General features: G+C 61.5%; 13 protein-coding genes and 1 pseudogene. 9 read left to right on the forward strand and 5 right to left on the reverse strand.

Annotated elements, in window-relative coordinates:
• Together WD006_RS28785 and WD006_RS28790 are read right to left on the reverse strand one after the other, a co-directional pair.
• Positions 1 to 520, reverse strand: a pseudogene (locus WD006_RS28785) (copper resistance protein B); the annotation flags it as partial.
• Positions 521 to 755: 235 nt separating this feature from the next.
• Complete coding sequence (locus tag WD006_RS28790; RefSeq protein WP_315595495.1) at positions 756 to 2549, reverse strand: copper resistance system multicopper oxidase; 1794 nt, start codon at positions 2547 to 2549, stop codon at positions 756 to 758.
• 202 nt (positions 2550 to 2751) lie between these two features.
• Between WD006_RS28790 and WD006_RS28795 the strand changes: the two genes are divergently transcribed.
• The 3 genes from WD006_RS28795 to WD006_RS28805 all read left to right on the forward strand — a co-directional run bounded on the left by WD006_RS28795 (position 2752) and on the right by WD006_RS28805 (position 5367).
• Complete coding sequence (locus WD006_RS28795; protein ID WP_029307138.1) at positions 2752 to 3438, forward strand: heavy metal response regulator transcription factor; 687 nt, start codon at positions 2752 to 2754, stop codon at positions 3436 to 3438.
• Positions 3435 to 4820: a heavy metal sensor histidine kinase gene (locus tag WD006_RS28800; protein WP_029307139.1), complete on the forward strand. Its 1386-nt coding sequence runs from the start codon at positions 3435 to 3437 to the stop codon at positions 4818 to 4820. Before WD006_RS28795 ends, WD006_RS28800 begins: the two co-directional genes overlap by 4 nt.
• 130 nt (positions 4821 to 4950) lie before the next feature.
• Positions 4951 to 5367 (forward strand): copper resistance protein CopN, encoded by a 417-nt coding sequence (locus tag WD006_RS28805; protein WP_227874028.1) that lies wholly within the window; start codon positions 4951 to 4953, stop codon positions 5365 to 5367.
• Positions 5368 to 5391: 24 nt separating this feature from the next.
• On the opposite strand, the gene copK is transcribed toward WD006_RS28805, so the two are convergent.
• Together copK and WD006_RS28815 are read right to left on the reverse strand one after the other, a co-directional pair.
• Positions 5392 to 5676: a periplasmic Cu(I)/Cu(II)-binding protein CopK gene (gene copK / locus WD006_RS28810; protein WP_029307141.1), complete on the reverse strand. Its 285-nt coding sequence runs from the start codon at positions 5674 to 5676 to the stop codon at positions 5392 to 5394.
• Between the two features lie 816 nt (positions 5677 to 6492).
• Positions 6493 to 6717 carry a hypothetical protein gene (locus WD006_RS28815; protein WP_029307142.1) on the reverse strand — a complete coding sequence of 75 codons (225 nt, stop codon included), beginning with the start codon at positions 6715 to 6717 and terminating at the stop codon, positions 6493 to 6495.
• Between the two features lie 351 nt (positions 6718 to 7068).
• Here WD006_RS28815 and WD006_RS28820 point away from each other — a divergent pair, with 351 nt between their 5' ends.
• From WD006_RS28820 to WD006_RS28845, 6 genes are all read left to right on the forward strand, one after another.
• Complete coding sequence (locus tag WD006_RS28820) at positions 7069 to 9528, forward strand: heavy metal translocating P-type ATPase (RefSeq protein WP_029307144.1); 2460 nt, start codon at positions 7069 to 7071, stop codon at positions 9526 to 9528.
• A gap of 22 nt (positions 9529 to 9550) precedes the next feature.
• Complete coding sequence (locus tag WD006_RS28825; RefSeq protein ID WP_029307145.1) at positions 9551 to 9778, forward strand: heavy-metal-associated domain-containing protein; 228 nt, start codon at positions 9551 to 9553, stop codon at positions 9776 to 9778.
• A 71-nt stretch (positions 9779 to 9849) separates the two neighbouring features.
• Complete coding sequence (locus tag WD006_RS28830; protein ID WP_227874029.1) at positions 9850 to 10425, forward strand: heavy metal-responsive transcriptional regulator; 576 nt, start codon at positions 9850 to 9852, stop codon at positions 10423 to 10425.
• Positions 10422 to 10694 carry a thioredoxin family protein gene (locus WD006_RS28835; protein ID WP_029307147.1) on the forward strand — a complete coding sequence of 91 codons (273 nt, stop codon included), beginning with the start codon at positions 10422 to 10424 and terminating at the stop codon, positions 10692 to 10694. The genes WD006_RS28830 and WD006_RS28835 overlap by 4 nt, the downstream gene beginning before the upstream one ends.
• 61 nt (positions 10695 to 10755) lie before the next feature.
• A complete protein-coding gene (locus tag WD006_RS28840; protein WP_029307148.1) occupies positions 10756 to 11451 on the forward strand; it encodes a cytochrome c biogenesis CcdA family protein in 696 nt (231 codons plus the stop codon).
• 170 nt (positions 11452 to 11621) lie between these two features.
• The gene (locus tag WD006_RS28845; RefSeq protein WP_231108957.1) at positions 11622 to 12827 is read left to right on the forward strand and encodes an MFS transporter; all 1206 of its coding nucleotides are present in this window, start codon (positions 11622 to 11624) and stop codon (positions 12825 to 12827) included.
• Between the two features lie 426 nt (positions 12828 to 13253).
• On the opposite strand, the gene WD006_RS28850 is transcribed toward WD006_RS28845, so the two are convergent.
• On the reverse strand, positions 13254 to 13985 hold a 732-nt coding region (locus WD006_RS28850), incomplete at its 5' end, for a tyrosine-type recombinase/integrase (RefSeq protein ID WP_029307150.1).

A 13985-nucleotide genomic window follows, 5' to 3' on the forward strand; every position in this document is an offset into this window, starting at 1 on the left:
TGAAGATATGTTCGTCCGCCATATGCAGCGACCTGCTGGGGCCAATCGCGTATTGGCCGACGCCGAGCTTTGCGCCGTCGGAATACGCATCTGGATCTCTGGCGTCCGGCGGAGCGCTTCCACCCTGCATCTGCATGGCGCCATGATCCATGCCCTGCATGTTGCTGTGGTCCATGCCCTGCATCGAGCCCTGGTCCATGCCTTGCATTTTGCTGTGGTCCATGCCCTGCATTGAACCCTGGTCCATGCCTTGCATCTTGCTGTGGTCCATGCCCTGCATCGAGCCCTGGTCCATGCCTTGCATCTTGCTGTGGTCCATGCCCTGCATTGAACCCTGGTCCATGCCTTGCATCTTGCTGTGGTCCATGCCCTGCATCGAGCCCTGTTCCATGCCTTGCATCTTGCTGTGGTCCATGCCCTGCATTGAACCCTGGTCCATGCCTTGCATCTTGCTGTGGTCCATGCCCTGCATCGAACCCTGGTCCATGCCCTGCATCTGGCTGTGGTCCATCCCCTGCATCGAACCTTGTCCTGCGCTCGGCGTCGAGCCCTGCTTCTTCGCGGTTGGGGCTGCCGCCTTCTGGGGGCGTGAATCCGGCGTCGTTTCGTTTGCCGGCGCACCATCGTTGTTTGAACTGTTGGGCGAATGCGAGTGCTGTGCCCACGCGGCGCTCATTCCCGCAGCGAGCAGGGCGGCGACTGCAATTCGAGTGTACTTGTACATGGGATCTGGTAGTCGGTTGAAGAGAGTCGGATCAGGCCACAAGTACTTCGCGGAACATCCCGGCATCCATGTGCAACATAAGATGGCAGTGCCATGCCCAGCGGCCCAATGCGTCGGCGGTTACGAGGAAGCTGACCCGCTGCGCAGGTTGGACCGGGATGGTATGTCGCCGGGCCTGGAACGAACCGTCAGGCGACTCTAGCTCACTCCACATGCCGTGCAGGTGCATCGGGTGGGTCATCATCGTGTCATTGTGCAGAATCACACGCAGTCGTTCACCGTACTTGAAGCGGACCGGTGTGGATTTGCCGTACTCAACACCATCGATTGACCAGGAGTAGCGCTCCATGTTGCCGGTCAGGTGCAGTTCAACTTCCCTGGCGGGGCCACGCTTGTCGAGGGGGCCGCCAATAGTATGTTGATCGGCCAGGGTCAGAACTCGGCGCCCATTGTTGCGCAGGCCGATGCCGGGGTCGTCGAGATTGGTTCGGGCCATGTCCACGTGCATGTCCGTGGTGGCCCCATATTCGGTCTTGGCGTGCCGCGCCTTGGTGCTGGGGACCTTGAGCGAAGCGTCCATGGCGCCCATCGCGTGCTGGCTATGGTCCATGGTCATGGCCCCGTGGTTCATGCCACCCATGCCACCCATGCCACCCATACTGCCCATCATGTCGGCCATGGTGAGCCACTCGGGCTTGTCGACTGCCGGCACCTGTGCGCTCAGTCCTGCTCGCACTGCGAGTGTGCCGCGGGCGTAGCCAGTGCGATCCATGGATTGGGAGAAGATCGTATAGGCGTCGTCTCGCGGCTCCACCAGCACGTCGTAGGTCTCGCCGGCACCAAAGCGGAACTCGTCAACGCTTACGGGCTCCAGATTTTGGCCGTCAACTTGGATAACTTTGAGCTTCAGGCCGGGAATACGGACGTCATAAAACGTATTTCCGGACCCGTTGATGAATCGTAGGCGCACTTTCTCACCGGGCTTGAACAGGCCTGTCCAATTGCCAGCGGGGGTGACGCCATTGGTCAGATAGGTCAGCGTGGCACCGGAAAGGTCCGCGAGGTCGGTCGGATTCATCCGCATCTCGTTCCACATCTTGCGCTTTTCGAAAGCGCTCTTCACACCGTCGTTTGAAACGTCGCGGAAGAAATCGAAGACGGTCGGCTTGTTGTAGTTGTAGTAGTCGCCTTGAACCTTCAGTTTTGACAGGACCCGCATGGGATCCTCGTCGGTCCAGTCCGAGAGCAGAATCGTGTAGTCCCGGTCGGCTCGGACACCGTCCACGCCGGCGGCCGGATCAATCACGATGCCGCCATACACGCCGGTCATTTCCTGGAAGCCGGAATGCGAGTGATACCAGTAGCTTCCGGTCTGTTCGACCTTGAACTGGTAGGTAAATGTCTCGCCAGGGGCGATACCGGCGAAGCTGATCCCCGGTACGCCGTCCATCTGGAACGGCAGGATGATGCCGTGCCAGTGGATCGACGTGTGCTCGCGCAATTGGTTCGTTACGCGGATCGTCACCGTGTCACCTTGCCGCCAGCGCAGCGTCGGGCCCGGAAGCATCCCATTGATAGTTGTCGCCACCCGCGGCGTACCGGTAAAGTTGACAACCGATTCGGCGATGACAAGGTCAAATTCCGTCCCGGTCAATACCGGCGCGGTGCCGGATGAAGCGCTTTGCGGGAGGCCCGAGGATTGTGCCCAAGCAGTTCCGCCCAAGGCACTCAGCCCCGCCATTACCCCGCCGGCGGCCAAACCTTGTACGAAACGGCGGCGTGGCAGGTTGGGCAGCAAGATGCCAGACGGTCGATCACGTCGCATGAAAATAGTCCTTTTCGCTTGAATGGCCGCGTCGGTTTTGCGGCAGGTCAAAGAGTAGCGAGATGCTGGCTACCGATGACTTACATAAACATTACATTCCGGACAGGTTTGAGTCACCCCGATACGTCATCGGTAGACTACGCCGGATACAAGAATTGTATTAACAAAACCCGGTCGATCGGGTTGGGAGGAGGTTGGGCAAATGAAGCTGCTGGTAGTGGAAGATGAAGTCAAGACGGGGGAGTATCTCCGGCAAGGCTTGACCGAGGCGGGGTTCGTTGTAGACCTGGTCGCCAATGGACTCGATGGTCAACATCTCGCGGTCAACGAAACCTACGATCTCATCATCCTCGATGTCATGCTGCCCGACGTCGACGGATGGCATATTCTGCATGCCGTCCGCGCGGCAGGGAATGCTGTCCCGGTCTTGTTTCTGACGGCGCGAGACAGTGTTGCGGACCGCGTGCGAGGCCTCGAGCTTGGGGCGGACGACTATCTAGTCAAGCCATTTGCCTTTTCGGAGCTGCTTGCCAGGGTCAGGACGCTGCTGCGCCGAGGCGCGGTGCAACTAGCAATGGACCGGATTCAAGTGGCCGATCTGATTCTGGATCTGAGCCGGCGGCGGGCGTCTCGCGGTGGTCGACGCATCACGCTGACCAGCAAGGAATTCGCCTTGCTCGAGTTATTTGCACGTCGACGGGGGGAGGTGCTTCCCCGATCCCTCATTGCCTCGCAGGTGTGGGACATGAACTTCGATAGCGACAGTAACGTGATCGACGTGGCGATTCGGCGCCTGCGGGCAAAAATCGATGACGGCTTTGAGGTGAAACTGATCCAGACCGTGCGCGGCATGGGATACGTACTCGAGGCGCCCGAGGATCCGTTATGAGGCAACGTCTGTCTCTGACTGTTCGGCTGACCATCCTGTTCTCGCTGTCTTCCGCCGTCGTCCTGCTCGGACTCGGAGTGCTCATCTGGCTGGCGATGGAGAGGCATTTTGCCAACGAAGATTTTGTGGTGCTGGGTGACAACATCCGTCTGATTGAACGCGTCGCGAATGAAACGCCTGTGGATCATTTGCCTGCTCGCCTGCGGGAGCTGGTGGAACACCATCGAGGCTTTGTCGCGCGGGTGCAGACCGCTCAAGGCAAGACGCTTTTCGCCACGCGGGATTTCGATTTCAGGCCGGCGGAGAGCGTTACGAACGAGGAGCTGATCTCCGAAGGCACCTTCGTGTGGCAGCAGGAAGCCAAGCACTACCGTGGCATGCGAGCGGAAGTGCCCGTTTTAGGCGCGGGCACCTTGAAAGTAGTCGTCGGAATGGACACTGAGATTCATGCACACTTCATGCATGCTTTCCGCCGGTCCTTGGCTTTCTATACAATGCTTGCCGCCTTCGCCAGCGGCTTGCTGGGCTGGTGGGCCGCACGCCGCGGTCTGGCGCCACTGCGCATGATGGCATCGCGCGCTAAAGATGTGACGGCGAACAGGTTAGATGCGCGCATGCCGGTGGCTGCGGTGCCGGTTGAGATGGCGGATCTCGCGGCGACATTGAACGCGATGCTCGAGCGTCTGCAGAACGACTTTCAACGATTGTCCGAGTTTTCGTCAGATCTGGCGCACGAGTTGCGCACCCCGATTACCAACCTCATGACGCAGACCCATGTCGTTCTGGCCCAGCCGCGTGACGCTGCAAAGTATCGTGACGTGCTCACCTCAAACGCCGAGGAGTTCCAGCGTCTTGGACGGATGGTCTCGGATATGCTGTACCTGGCAAAAATGGAGCACGGCATTACGCTGCCCAACGAGGAATCGATCGACATTGCCGACGAGGTCCAGGCACTCTTCGACTTCTACGACGCGCTGGCCGAGGACAAGGGCGTCAACCTGCAACTTCACGGCAATGCCCGAATCACGGGCGATCGCCTGATGGTGCGTCGGGCGCTCAGCAACCTCTTGTCTAATGCGCTGCGTTACACCGCGGAGGGCCGTCAGATCATGGTTTCTGTGCGGGAGCAGGGTACAACTGCCATGATTGTGGTAGAGAATGAAGGCGAGGAGATCCGGCCGGATCTGCTTCCTTATATCTTTGATCGGTTTTATCGGGCCGACAAGTCAAGGGCGCGACTGGATTCAGACAGTGTCGGGCTGGGACTGTCGATCACGAAGGCGATCGTTGTTGCGCATGGCGGAAATATTGCCGCGTCGTCTTCCGACGGAAGAACCCGTTTCACCATGACTTTCCCGCATGGTCGCATCGGACTGACCTGATCCCACACGAGCGCGCGCGGTCAAAGGGGCCCCACTGGGGCGCGTTACCGTACCGGGCCGCTATCGCCGGGATACAGATGCACGTGACCGCAGTTTGTGTTTCAACTTTTCTACTGAGAAGGAGATAACGTTGCGTCGAATCAAGTTTGGAATTTTTGGGCTGGCGGGGTTGTCCGGGCTTGTCGCTCACGCACACATCATTCCCGTGCCGGACGTGCATCCTGCGGCGGCCGCATATCTGGCGCCCGGCGCGGCAGGGAAGACATTGCCGGTGACGGAGTGGGTGGTGGAAGTGGACCATCTCGACGGCCAGCCTGCGAGCCGTGCCGTCCGGACCGGTGAGACGGTTTCGCTCAGCTTGCGAAACCTGGGTGACAAAAGCATCGACATCGCTGTCGTGCTATCCCAGAGTGAAGCCATGACGCCGATGGCGAATAGTCAGCCCGTGACGATTCATTTGCTTGGGGGGGAACGGCAGGAATGGAGAATACAGGCAACGAAACCGTTGCGGATCTTTGTTTCTGCGCTCCCTGAGTGGGCGAAGTAGGGCGCTTAAAGCGCCCTTGTCAGATTAGCCCCCTTCGCTGTGGCCCTTCTTGAGGGCTTCGTCAAGCCTGAAAATCTCATTGCCCTTCATGATGATTTTCGTGCCGTCCTTGGTCTCCATGACCTTTCCTTCGGGCATGCTCATGGACTTGCCAAACTTGTTCTCCATGCCCATCTTGCCGTCCTTAAAGACGTGCACTTTCGAACCATCCTGCAATTCGTAGGTTTTTACGACATTGCTCATATCGACCGCGGCCGCAGTCAGCGATACGGCAGCAATGAAGGCTCCGACCATCAGCTTTTGTTTCATCGTTTAGATCTCCAGGTTATGGTCCTGCACTAGGGCGCATTGGGTCCACTATTTTTGGGAACAACGGGTTCAATGGACCTTGTCTTCTTGTCATCTTCGCAACCCGCCTGTTGACTGTCCGGCGCAGATGCCGGCTCCGACCGGTCCGTCGGGAGATTCGTCGCCTTCGGCGGCGTAACGTGCTTCATCAAGTGATGCCGGGGATTGGCCGCCAACGCCAATAGTTGGACCTCATCCCCTCCGTCGAGACGTTCTGCCTTGATTCCTTCAATGCCGAGTCCAGCAGGAGTCTCGGCAACCCATGCCAGTTGTATCGCCCACATCTGTCCAGGCGCAAGGCAGAGGGCCACGCCAACGGATATGGATAGCGGCATGCCTGAGTTCATTCCCGTCCTTACATCACAAGTAGCGGTTCGAATCTTCTATCCAAAGCCTTTTTCGATTGCATTTTATTCCCCGACGTAGGTCGCAGGCCGAATGGGAGCATAAATGTAATGATCCCGAAAGATTTAGGTTAACTTGGGGCGGCTTCAGAATTCGGAAAATATTGGCCGTTAAGACTCTTGTCCTATCGCCGACGTTGGCTCGCAGCCAGCAAGAAGCTCTGGGTATCCGTATTTCGTGGTTGACTTCGTCCTGTGCGGTGCGACGTATCGTGTGACGTGGGCGGTTGAAGGGCGCCGAACGGGCCATTTGCTGCTATCCGTCTAAGCAAGCGCAGATGGCCGCTTCGGGCAGACAAGCGACTGTCAATCGGTTGATCAATCGAATCGATATCGAGCGGGCGATCGGCGCCCATCCCCTCGCTCCCCCGCGCTAATGTGCGGAACGCTCGTTTGGTCGCAGGTGGTGCGTCGCCGATATCGATCGCTCAATCAAGGCGTAGGCGGCATCCAGGTGCGTGCTATCACCGGACTGGGCGGCCAGCAATTCGAGCGCGCGCAGCAGTTGATCGGCGGCGCTTACATTCTCGTGCCTCAACGCCAGGGCGTACGCGGCGTAGATGGCCTCCGCCAATGGACGGGCAGATAACTCGGTCATGGCGCATTCCCATGCGATGGTTTATCGGCATCCAATCAGGACGACCCTGCATTGACTATCGACCTTGCCACAGGGGGAAGGTCAAGCGCCTGATGGGCCATGCCGAGCGAGCAACCGGATTGCCGCGCGTGGAGCGGGGCCGCCTCGATCGAATCCATGGGAGCCTCTTTCTGCACACCGAGCACCATCGGCGCCACCCACGCTCCCGCGTTTGCACGTTTGGCTTGACCTTGGAGTAAGGTCCAAGGTCTAGGATTGAGTTGTCCAACGGAGAACCCGCACTGGTGCGCCGCCGTGTGCAGCGGCCCTGCGGGCCTTTGGGTGCCGATCAATCTGGTGAGGAACATTGTGATGACCGTCGCAATATCGGCCAGTTCCGCTCCACACGTCTGGAGCGAGGAACCGGCCAGTGTACCGGGCTGCCGGCGCATTCGCGCCCGGATCGGCGGGCTGCACTGCTCGTTGTGCACCGGGACCATCGAGAAGGCACTGGGCAAGCGGCCTGGCGTCACCAAGGTCGCCGTCAGCCTGACACATGAACAGGCACTGATCGAGTATGACCCCAACGTTGCGCGCGCCCAGGACCTACTGCAAACGTTGAGGGACATCGGTTACACGATATCGGACCCGCGCAAGCTGCGCCCCTTCGATGAGGAAGAACGGGCGCTAACGCGCGAGCGTGGCCGATTTCTCGCCGCGCTAGCAATGAGCATCGCCGCAATGGGCCTGGTCGGCTACCCGGTCGATAGCGCCTGGTTTCCGCTTTGCGTCTTTTCGCTCGTGAGCCTGGTTGCGTTTGCATTCGTCGTCTTGCGTGGCTACGGGGTGAGACAAGCACTGACAGGTACGGTAGGGCTCGGCGCCTTCGGCACCGCGATCTACGCGTTCAAGTTGCAGGGCCTGCTGGGCCCGAGCGTCCCGTGGTTGGCGGGCGCGCTCGCACTGGCTCTCATTTTCGGCATCGGCCGCCATATCGTCTACATGGCGGCGATGGCCTTGCGGCGCGGAATTCTCAACCAGCATGTGCTGGTCGAGTTCGGTGCCTTTGCCGGGCTCGCGGGCGGCCTCATCGGTCTCACCCTGCGCCCCGCTGGCTACCCGACCGAGGCATTCTTCGCCGTCGCGGTGATGGTGCTCAGCTACCACATCTTTTCCGAGTGGCTCTCGCTGATCGTCAAGACGCGCAGTTCGCAGGCTGTGAAGAAGCTGCTCGATCTCGAACCAGACATGGCGCTGGTCGTGCGGGATGGCTCCGAACAGTCGGTTCCGCTCGACGCCGTGCGGGTTGGGGACCGCGTGCGCATTCGTCCCGGGGCGCGCGTGCCGGTCGACGGCGAGGTTGAATCGGGACACTCCGAGGTGGACGAGTCGTTGGTCACGGGGGAGCCGATTCCCGTCGAGAAGCATGTCGGCGACCGCGTCCTGAGCGGCGCCTTGAACGGGCATGGCACGCTGCTCGTGTGCGCAACTGCCGTGGGCGAGGAGAGCTTTCTCCGACAGGTTATCCGTAGCGTGGAGGAAGCCCGCGCCCTCAAGCCCGGCGTGCTCCATCTCGTGGACCGTATCCTGCGGGTCTATACGCCACTGGTGCTGTCGACGGCCCTTGCCGCTGCCGCCCTATGGCTCGTCGGACCGTTGCTCGTAGGCGCTGCACCCGACCTGCAGCGCGCCATCTTTGCCGGGCTGAGCGTGCTCGTGATGGGCTATCCGTGCGCCGTGGGGATCTCGGCGCCGCTCTCGATCGTGCGCGGCGCCGGCGAAGCCGCCGAGCGCGGCGTGCTCATGCGCACAGGTGAGGCATTTCAGGTGCTCCGCCGCGTTGACCACGTGGTGTTCGACAAGACCGGCACGCTCACAGAAGGCCGGCCTGGCCTGCGAGAAGTCATCGCGCTCGCATGCAACGAAGAGGAGCTACTTGCCGTGGCGGCAGGTGCCGAAGCGTTTTCGGAACATCCGCTCGCGCGGGCCGTCGTCGAAGCGGCCTTTCACCGTGGCATCACGCTGTCGAACGTCGAGGACTTCGAGGCGGTCGCGGGTCAAGGTGTGCTGGCACGCATGGGCCAGTCGAGGCTGGTGGTCGGCAATGCGCGGTTCCTCTCGACCGAAGGCGTGGCATTGCCTGGGGGCGGACTCGACGCGCGCCTGGCGGAACTGGAAGCGAGCGGATCCACCGTCATTGGCGTAGCGCGCGACGGCGCGCTGCTTGGGTGGCTGGCGCTCGGCGATGCGTTGCGGGCTGACGCCGTCGAGACGGTCGAGCGCCTGCACGCGCTCGGGATCCGCACCACGCTCCTGACCGGCGACAACGCTCGTGCGGCACGGCATTTTGCGGCGGCCGCCAGCATCGACGAAGTCCATGCGCAGGTGCTGCCCGCCGAGAAGGCGGCCCTGGTCCGGCAACTGCAGACGAGCAGTCGCGTGGCAATGGTCGGCGATGGCATCAATGATGCGCCGGCGCTGATGCAGGCCGATGTCGGCATCGCCTTCGGGCACGGCGCCGATATCGCGATCGAGTCGGCGGATGTGATCATCCTGAACGCCCGGCTGGCCGCTGTGCTCGACGCATACATGATCAGCCGCCACAGCTATCAGAAGATCGTGCAGAACGTGCTACTCGCCTTCCTATTCAACGGCATCGGCATTCCGGCGGCAGCGACGGGCCTGGTCTACCCCGTGTGGGGCATGGTCGCCATGGCGGCCAGCGTGACGACGATTTTCGTCAATTCGCTATGGGGCCACGGCGGCTATTTTTTTGAGGCAATCCGGACGGTTGGACCGTTGTCCTCGCCGCCCGCAAAAACGAACGCGTAACGGTTTCAAAGGAGTCTTCACCATGTTCAAGTCCGTCAGATTTGCCGTCACGGGCGAACAGCGCCTGAACTGCGAGAAGTGCGAGCAGCGTGTCACGCGCCTGCTAAGCAGCCTGCCGGGTGCGAAGCAAGTGCGCGCGCAGGCCGCTCATCAGCAGATCGACGTGTTGTTTGATGGCGCGCTACTGGACGAAACGGCGATTGCCGCGCGGTTGCAGGAGGATGGATATGAGACGCAGGTTATCGGCTAGTCCCTGGCCGACGATCGGTCATCCGCGTGGCGCGATTTCAGCGCGCCACCACATCGAATGCAGGTTGGATCATGGCAGAAGTCACACCAGTCAGGTCAGATAAGGCAAGCCGCCGCGCCTCCGCGACGGCTCAACCGGGCACCGGTGCACGACAACGGCAGCCCGAAGCCTTGTCGAAGGAGGACGCCCAGCCAGGGACCACGTTGACCGTCGGCAAGCTCGCGCGGCTCGCCGAGGTTAGTGCCGACACGATTCGCTTCTATGAGGACGAGCGCCTCCTGATGCCGGACAGCAAGTCGGATGCCGGTTACCGGCTCTATGGTCCCGATGCACTGCGGCGACTCGACTTCATCAAGCACGCGCAGCAATGCGGCATGACGCTGGCGGAGATCCGCCAATTGCTCGACCTGCGCGCCGATGACGGTTCTTGCTGCGGCGACATCCGCAGTCTGGCGATTCGCAAGAAGCTGGAGCTCGAACAGAAGATCAAAGCGATGCAAGCCATGTCGCGGGCACTGAGCAAGCTGATCGATGTCTGTACGGCGGACGACCAGCCCGTGGATGTGTGCCCGATCTTGGCAGCACTCGAATCCAGTACGGCGAATCGGAATGCCCGTCTCACCCCCCAAGCGTCGGACCCGTTATGAGCATCAAGGTAGATATCTTCTTCACGCCCGGTTGCAGCCAGTGTGAGCGCACGCACGAGAACCTACGGGAAATCGCCCGCGCGTTTGGCGGCCAGAACGTGGTTTGGCGTGACATCAACCTCCTGGACGAAGTGGACTACGCGGTGGAGCTTGGCGTGCTGACACCGCCTGCCATCGCCATCGATGGGGAGTTGATCTTTGCGAGGCTGCCCAGCGCCGCACAGCTTCGGCAGGAACTGGAGCGACGGCTGGAACAGAAACAAGTTTGAATGGTCGCTCGTAGATACGAGCATCGCGTCAACTCATCAACTCGGGCCCAGGAAACGTCCCATGGATATCGAAGCGCTGCGCATGACACTGCAACAACCAAGCCTCGCGTCGCTAGGCGTCGGCTTTCTTTTGGGCTTCGTCTTCACGTTCAACCCCGTCGCGCTGGCCTCCATCCCGGTGTCGCTCGCCTACGTCACGAAGGCGCGTGAGCCGCGCACCGCCACGCTCTACGGTGCCATGTTCATCCTTGGCATGGTGGTCGTGCAGACACTGCTGGGGATCGCTGCGGCGTTTGGCGGGCAATGGGCAGCGCAGTTGCTCGGGCGGCAATGGGGCCTGGTGCTCGGCCCGTTGCTGATCTTGCTCGGCCTGGCCTGGCCGGGCTGGATCCGGCTGCCCTTACCCGCGATTCCCATCCGGGCCAAACGCGTCGGTAGCAGTTGGGGCGCCATCCTCCTCGGCATGGCGTTCGCGATCGCCGTTTGCCCGTTCTGCACGCCCGCGCTGGTGGTGCTGCTGGGCATAGCCGCGGCGGTCGGATCGCCGCTGTTCGGTGGCACGCTGCTGCTGGCCTTTGCGCTGGGGCGCGCCGTGCCCGTGATCCTCGGCGCCGTGGCGATGGGCTGGCTCAAGGGCCTTTCCGCCCTGCAGCGATATCAGAAGGCATTCGAGATGGCCGGCGCGGTGGTGCTGGTGCTGTCCGGTCTGTACATGCTCAACGCCTACTTCTTCGTGATCCCCGCCCTGGCGGACTGATGTCGTGCTCCGGTCTTTCCACGACGGTCTGTCTCAACGCTTGACCTTCCCATTGGGGAAAGGTCCATGCTGAATCGCAATCAACTGCTCCCAGAACCGTCTGGATTGACGGGCGCGTAGCCCCCCCACCTCAACGGAGAACCAAAGTGGTGCCTGATGTAGCCTTCCCTGTGTCTGCTGACGAGCGCGAGCGTCTGCTTCGCATGCTTGCCGGCACCACGTTCATCATCTTCTTCCAGGCTTACATGGTGGCGCCGATCATCCCGGCGCTGGCGCGTATCTTCGGAGTGGCAGAACAGACCGTGGGCCTGATCGTGCCGGCCTATTTGATTCCATATGGCATCGCGACGCTGGTCTACGGGCTGCTCGCCGATCGGCTCGGCATTCGTCGGGTCATGTTCGTGTCGCTGGCCGCGTTTGCCGTGCTGACCGCGCTGACGGCGAGTGCGACGTCCATCGAGCAAATCGCATTGTGGCGGATCGCGACGGGGATTGGCGCCAGCGGCGTCGTTCCGCTTGGCTTGGCGCTGGTCGGTCGCCTGTTTCCCTACGAACAACGTGGACGTCCGCTTGGCTGGCTCTTTGGCGCAATGGCCGGCGGCATGGCGTTCGGCTCGCCATTAGGCGCGCTTCTGGTTCCGATGATTGGCTGGCGAGGATTGTTCCTGGTCGTCGGGGCGGCTGGCGCCGCCATCTTGCTACTTCTGCTGTCCTATCGCCGCGTGATCGCGGCGGCGACCCAGCCGGTGACCGGGACGCTGCGTGATTTGTTTCGCGGCTACAAGACTCTGCTCGGTACGCCGCGCGGGCAGCGGACCTTTGGCTACGTTCTGGTCAATTCGATGTTCCACTCGGGCGTCTTCACCTGGCTAGGGGTGTATTTCGAGCGTCGCTATGGCATGGGCGCCGCAGGGGTTGGCTTGGCCTTGCTCGGCTATGGGGTGCCCGGTTTTCTGTTGGGACCGTTCATCGGTCGTCTGGCAGATCGATGGGGCCGTGCGAGAATGCTTCCGATCGGGCTCGCTGTCAGTGCCGCGGCAGGCGCGGTCCTGCTCACCGGATTCCCGGTGAAGTTCGCACCTGTTGTTGCGATGATGTTGTCCCTGGGCTACGACATGACCCAGCCGCTATTTGGTGGCATCGTCACATCGCTTGGCGGGAAGCGGCCGGGGCAAGCGATGGGGCTGAACGTATTCACGCTGTTCGTCGGCTTTGGGCTGGGAAGTCTGCTTTTCGGGGCGGTGCTTCGCTACGGATTCGGGCCTGCCTTGGGCTTGTTTGCATTGGTTGAGTTGGTGGCTGCCGTATGCGCCCTGCGATTGTTTCGCGCTGAAACGCCTGCCGCGTCGGCGGGCCTGTCGTCTGGGAACCGGTAGCGCAGCCACTACCTGATGAACCGGTACAGCGAGCGCAAGGAAGCCGCCGAGGCGAGCTCCACCGCACTTGCTGAGGCGGCCGTGTGTAACGAACGCGGGACTCCCAAGTCGGCGACAACGACAGTGCTGAAGTTGAATAACAAACAACGAAATGGCCATGGGACCAAGCGGTGGTGTGATTGCCAGGCTGGGAATTGCCCAGGCACTGGACCAGACTCGATCGCTCCACGAGCGGCCAGCCAGTGACCGAAGTTTCCCGACTTCGGTCGTCTTTGAAAGCGCGCGCCGATGGCAGTGATGGGTCGAACTGGAACAGCCGATCCGCCTGCGAAATCGTGTTTCGGATTTGTTGGCCCCTTGCATTGCAGCATTCAATGAGGGCATCAACCAGCAACGGATACCCGAAAACCGCTCAGCTACGAGCGCCTATCTGCGAGCGCCGAATGCCAGCCGCATCTGCCTAGCACGCTCAAGTTCATCGCCGTGCAGGTACATGGACGTGGTGGCGATCGACGCGTGGCGCAGGTTGTCGCGCACGGCGGTGAGCTCAGCCCCGCGGGCCAGTGCGTGGCTGGCGTGACTGTGCCGCATCCAGTGGGGCGTTGCACGGCGCAGCTTCTCCGCCGCCACTGGGTGATCGGCTTCGATGGCGTCAGCGGCCTGCACAAAGAACCGCCGCAGCAAGCGCCAAAGATGAGCACCGGAAATGCCGACGGTGCCATCCTCGCCCAAACTCCCCACTAGGGGTGTTTTCGGATTCCATCTCTCCCGGCTGATCGGCAACTGCCGCTGTGCCAGGTATTGGTCTAGCGCCGTATATGCGAGTGGCGGCAAGGCTACCTTTCCGGGCTTGCCGCCTTTTCCGATCAGATGTAGCCAGTGGTCGCCGTGCCCGTCGAGGCGGACGTTGCCTAGTGCGGCGCCTACCAGTTCGCTGGCGCGCAGACCCGTCGCGTACCCAAAGTCGAGCAGAAAACGTAGGCGCTGCGCCGCCGGCTCGGACCAGCCATAGGACCACTCCAGACCGTCGGCGATGGCCCGCAGCAGCAGCCATTCCCCTTCGGTAAAGCCTCGTGCCGTATCCAGGGCAGGTCGCGAGGCATGGCCGCGAACCTTGATGCCGGCAAACGGGTTGGCCAGCACGTAGCGCTGCTCGAT

Origin of the sequence: Cupriavidus sp. Met-2, from assembly GCF_049843575.1 — a bacterium.
Taxonomy (GTDB): Bacteria; Pseudomonadota; Gammaproteobacteria; order Burkholderiales; family Burkholderiaceae; genus Cupriavidus; species Cupriavidus metallidurans.

Excerpts from the sequence above, each read along its gene's own strand:
- WD006_RS28790 (WP_315595495.1), bottom strand. The coding sequence starts at position 2,549 with ATGCGACGTGATCGACCGTCTGGCATCTTGCTGCCCAACCTGCCACGC.
- WD006_RS28795 (WP_029307138.1), top strand. The coding sequence starts at position 2,752 with ATGAAGCTGCTGGTAGTGGAAGATGAAGTCAAGACGGGGGAGTATCTC.
- WD006_RS28800 (WP_029307139.1), top strand. The coding sequence starts at position 3,435 with ATGAGGCAACGTCTGTCTCTGACTGTTCGGCTGACCATCCTGTTCTCG.
- copK (WP_029307141.1), bottom strand. The coding sequence starts at position 5,676 with ATGAAACAAAAGCTGATGGTCGGAGCCTTCATTGCTGCCGTATCGCTG.
- WD006_RS28815 (WP_029307142.1), bottom strand. The coding sequence starts at position 6,717 with ATGACCGAGTTATCTGCCCGTCCATTGGCGGAGGCCATCTACGCCGCG.
- WD006_RS28820 (WP_029307144.1), top strand. The coding sequence starts at position 7,069 with ATGACCGTCGCAATATCGGCCAGTTCCGCTCCACACGTCTGGAGCGAG.
- WD006_RS28825 (WP_029307145.1), top strand. The coding sequence starts at position 9,551 with ATGTTCAAGTCCGTCAGATTTGCCGTCACGGGCGAACAGCGCCTGAAC.
- WD006_RS28830 (WP_227874029.1), top strand. The coding sequence starts at position 9,850 with ATGGCAGAAGTCACACCAGTCAGGTCAGATAAGGCAAGCCGCCGCGCC.
- WD006_RS28835 (WP_029307147.1), top strand. The coding sequence starts at position 10,422 with ATGAGCATCAAGGTAGATATCTTCTTCACGCCCGGTTGCAGCCAGTGT.
- WD006_RS28840 (WP_029307148.1), top strand. The coding sequence starts at position 10,756 with ATGGATATCGAAGCGCTGCGCATGACACTGCAACAACCAAGCCTCGCG.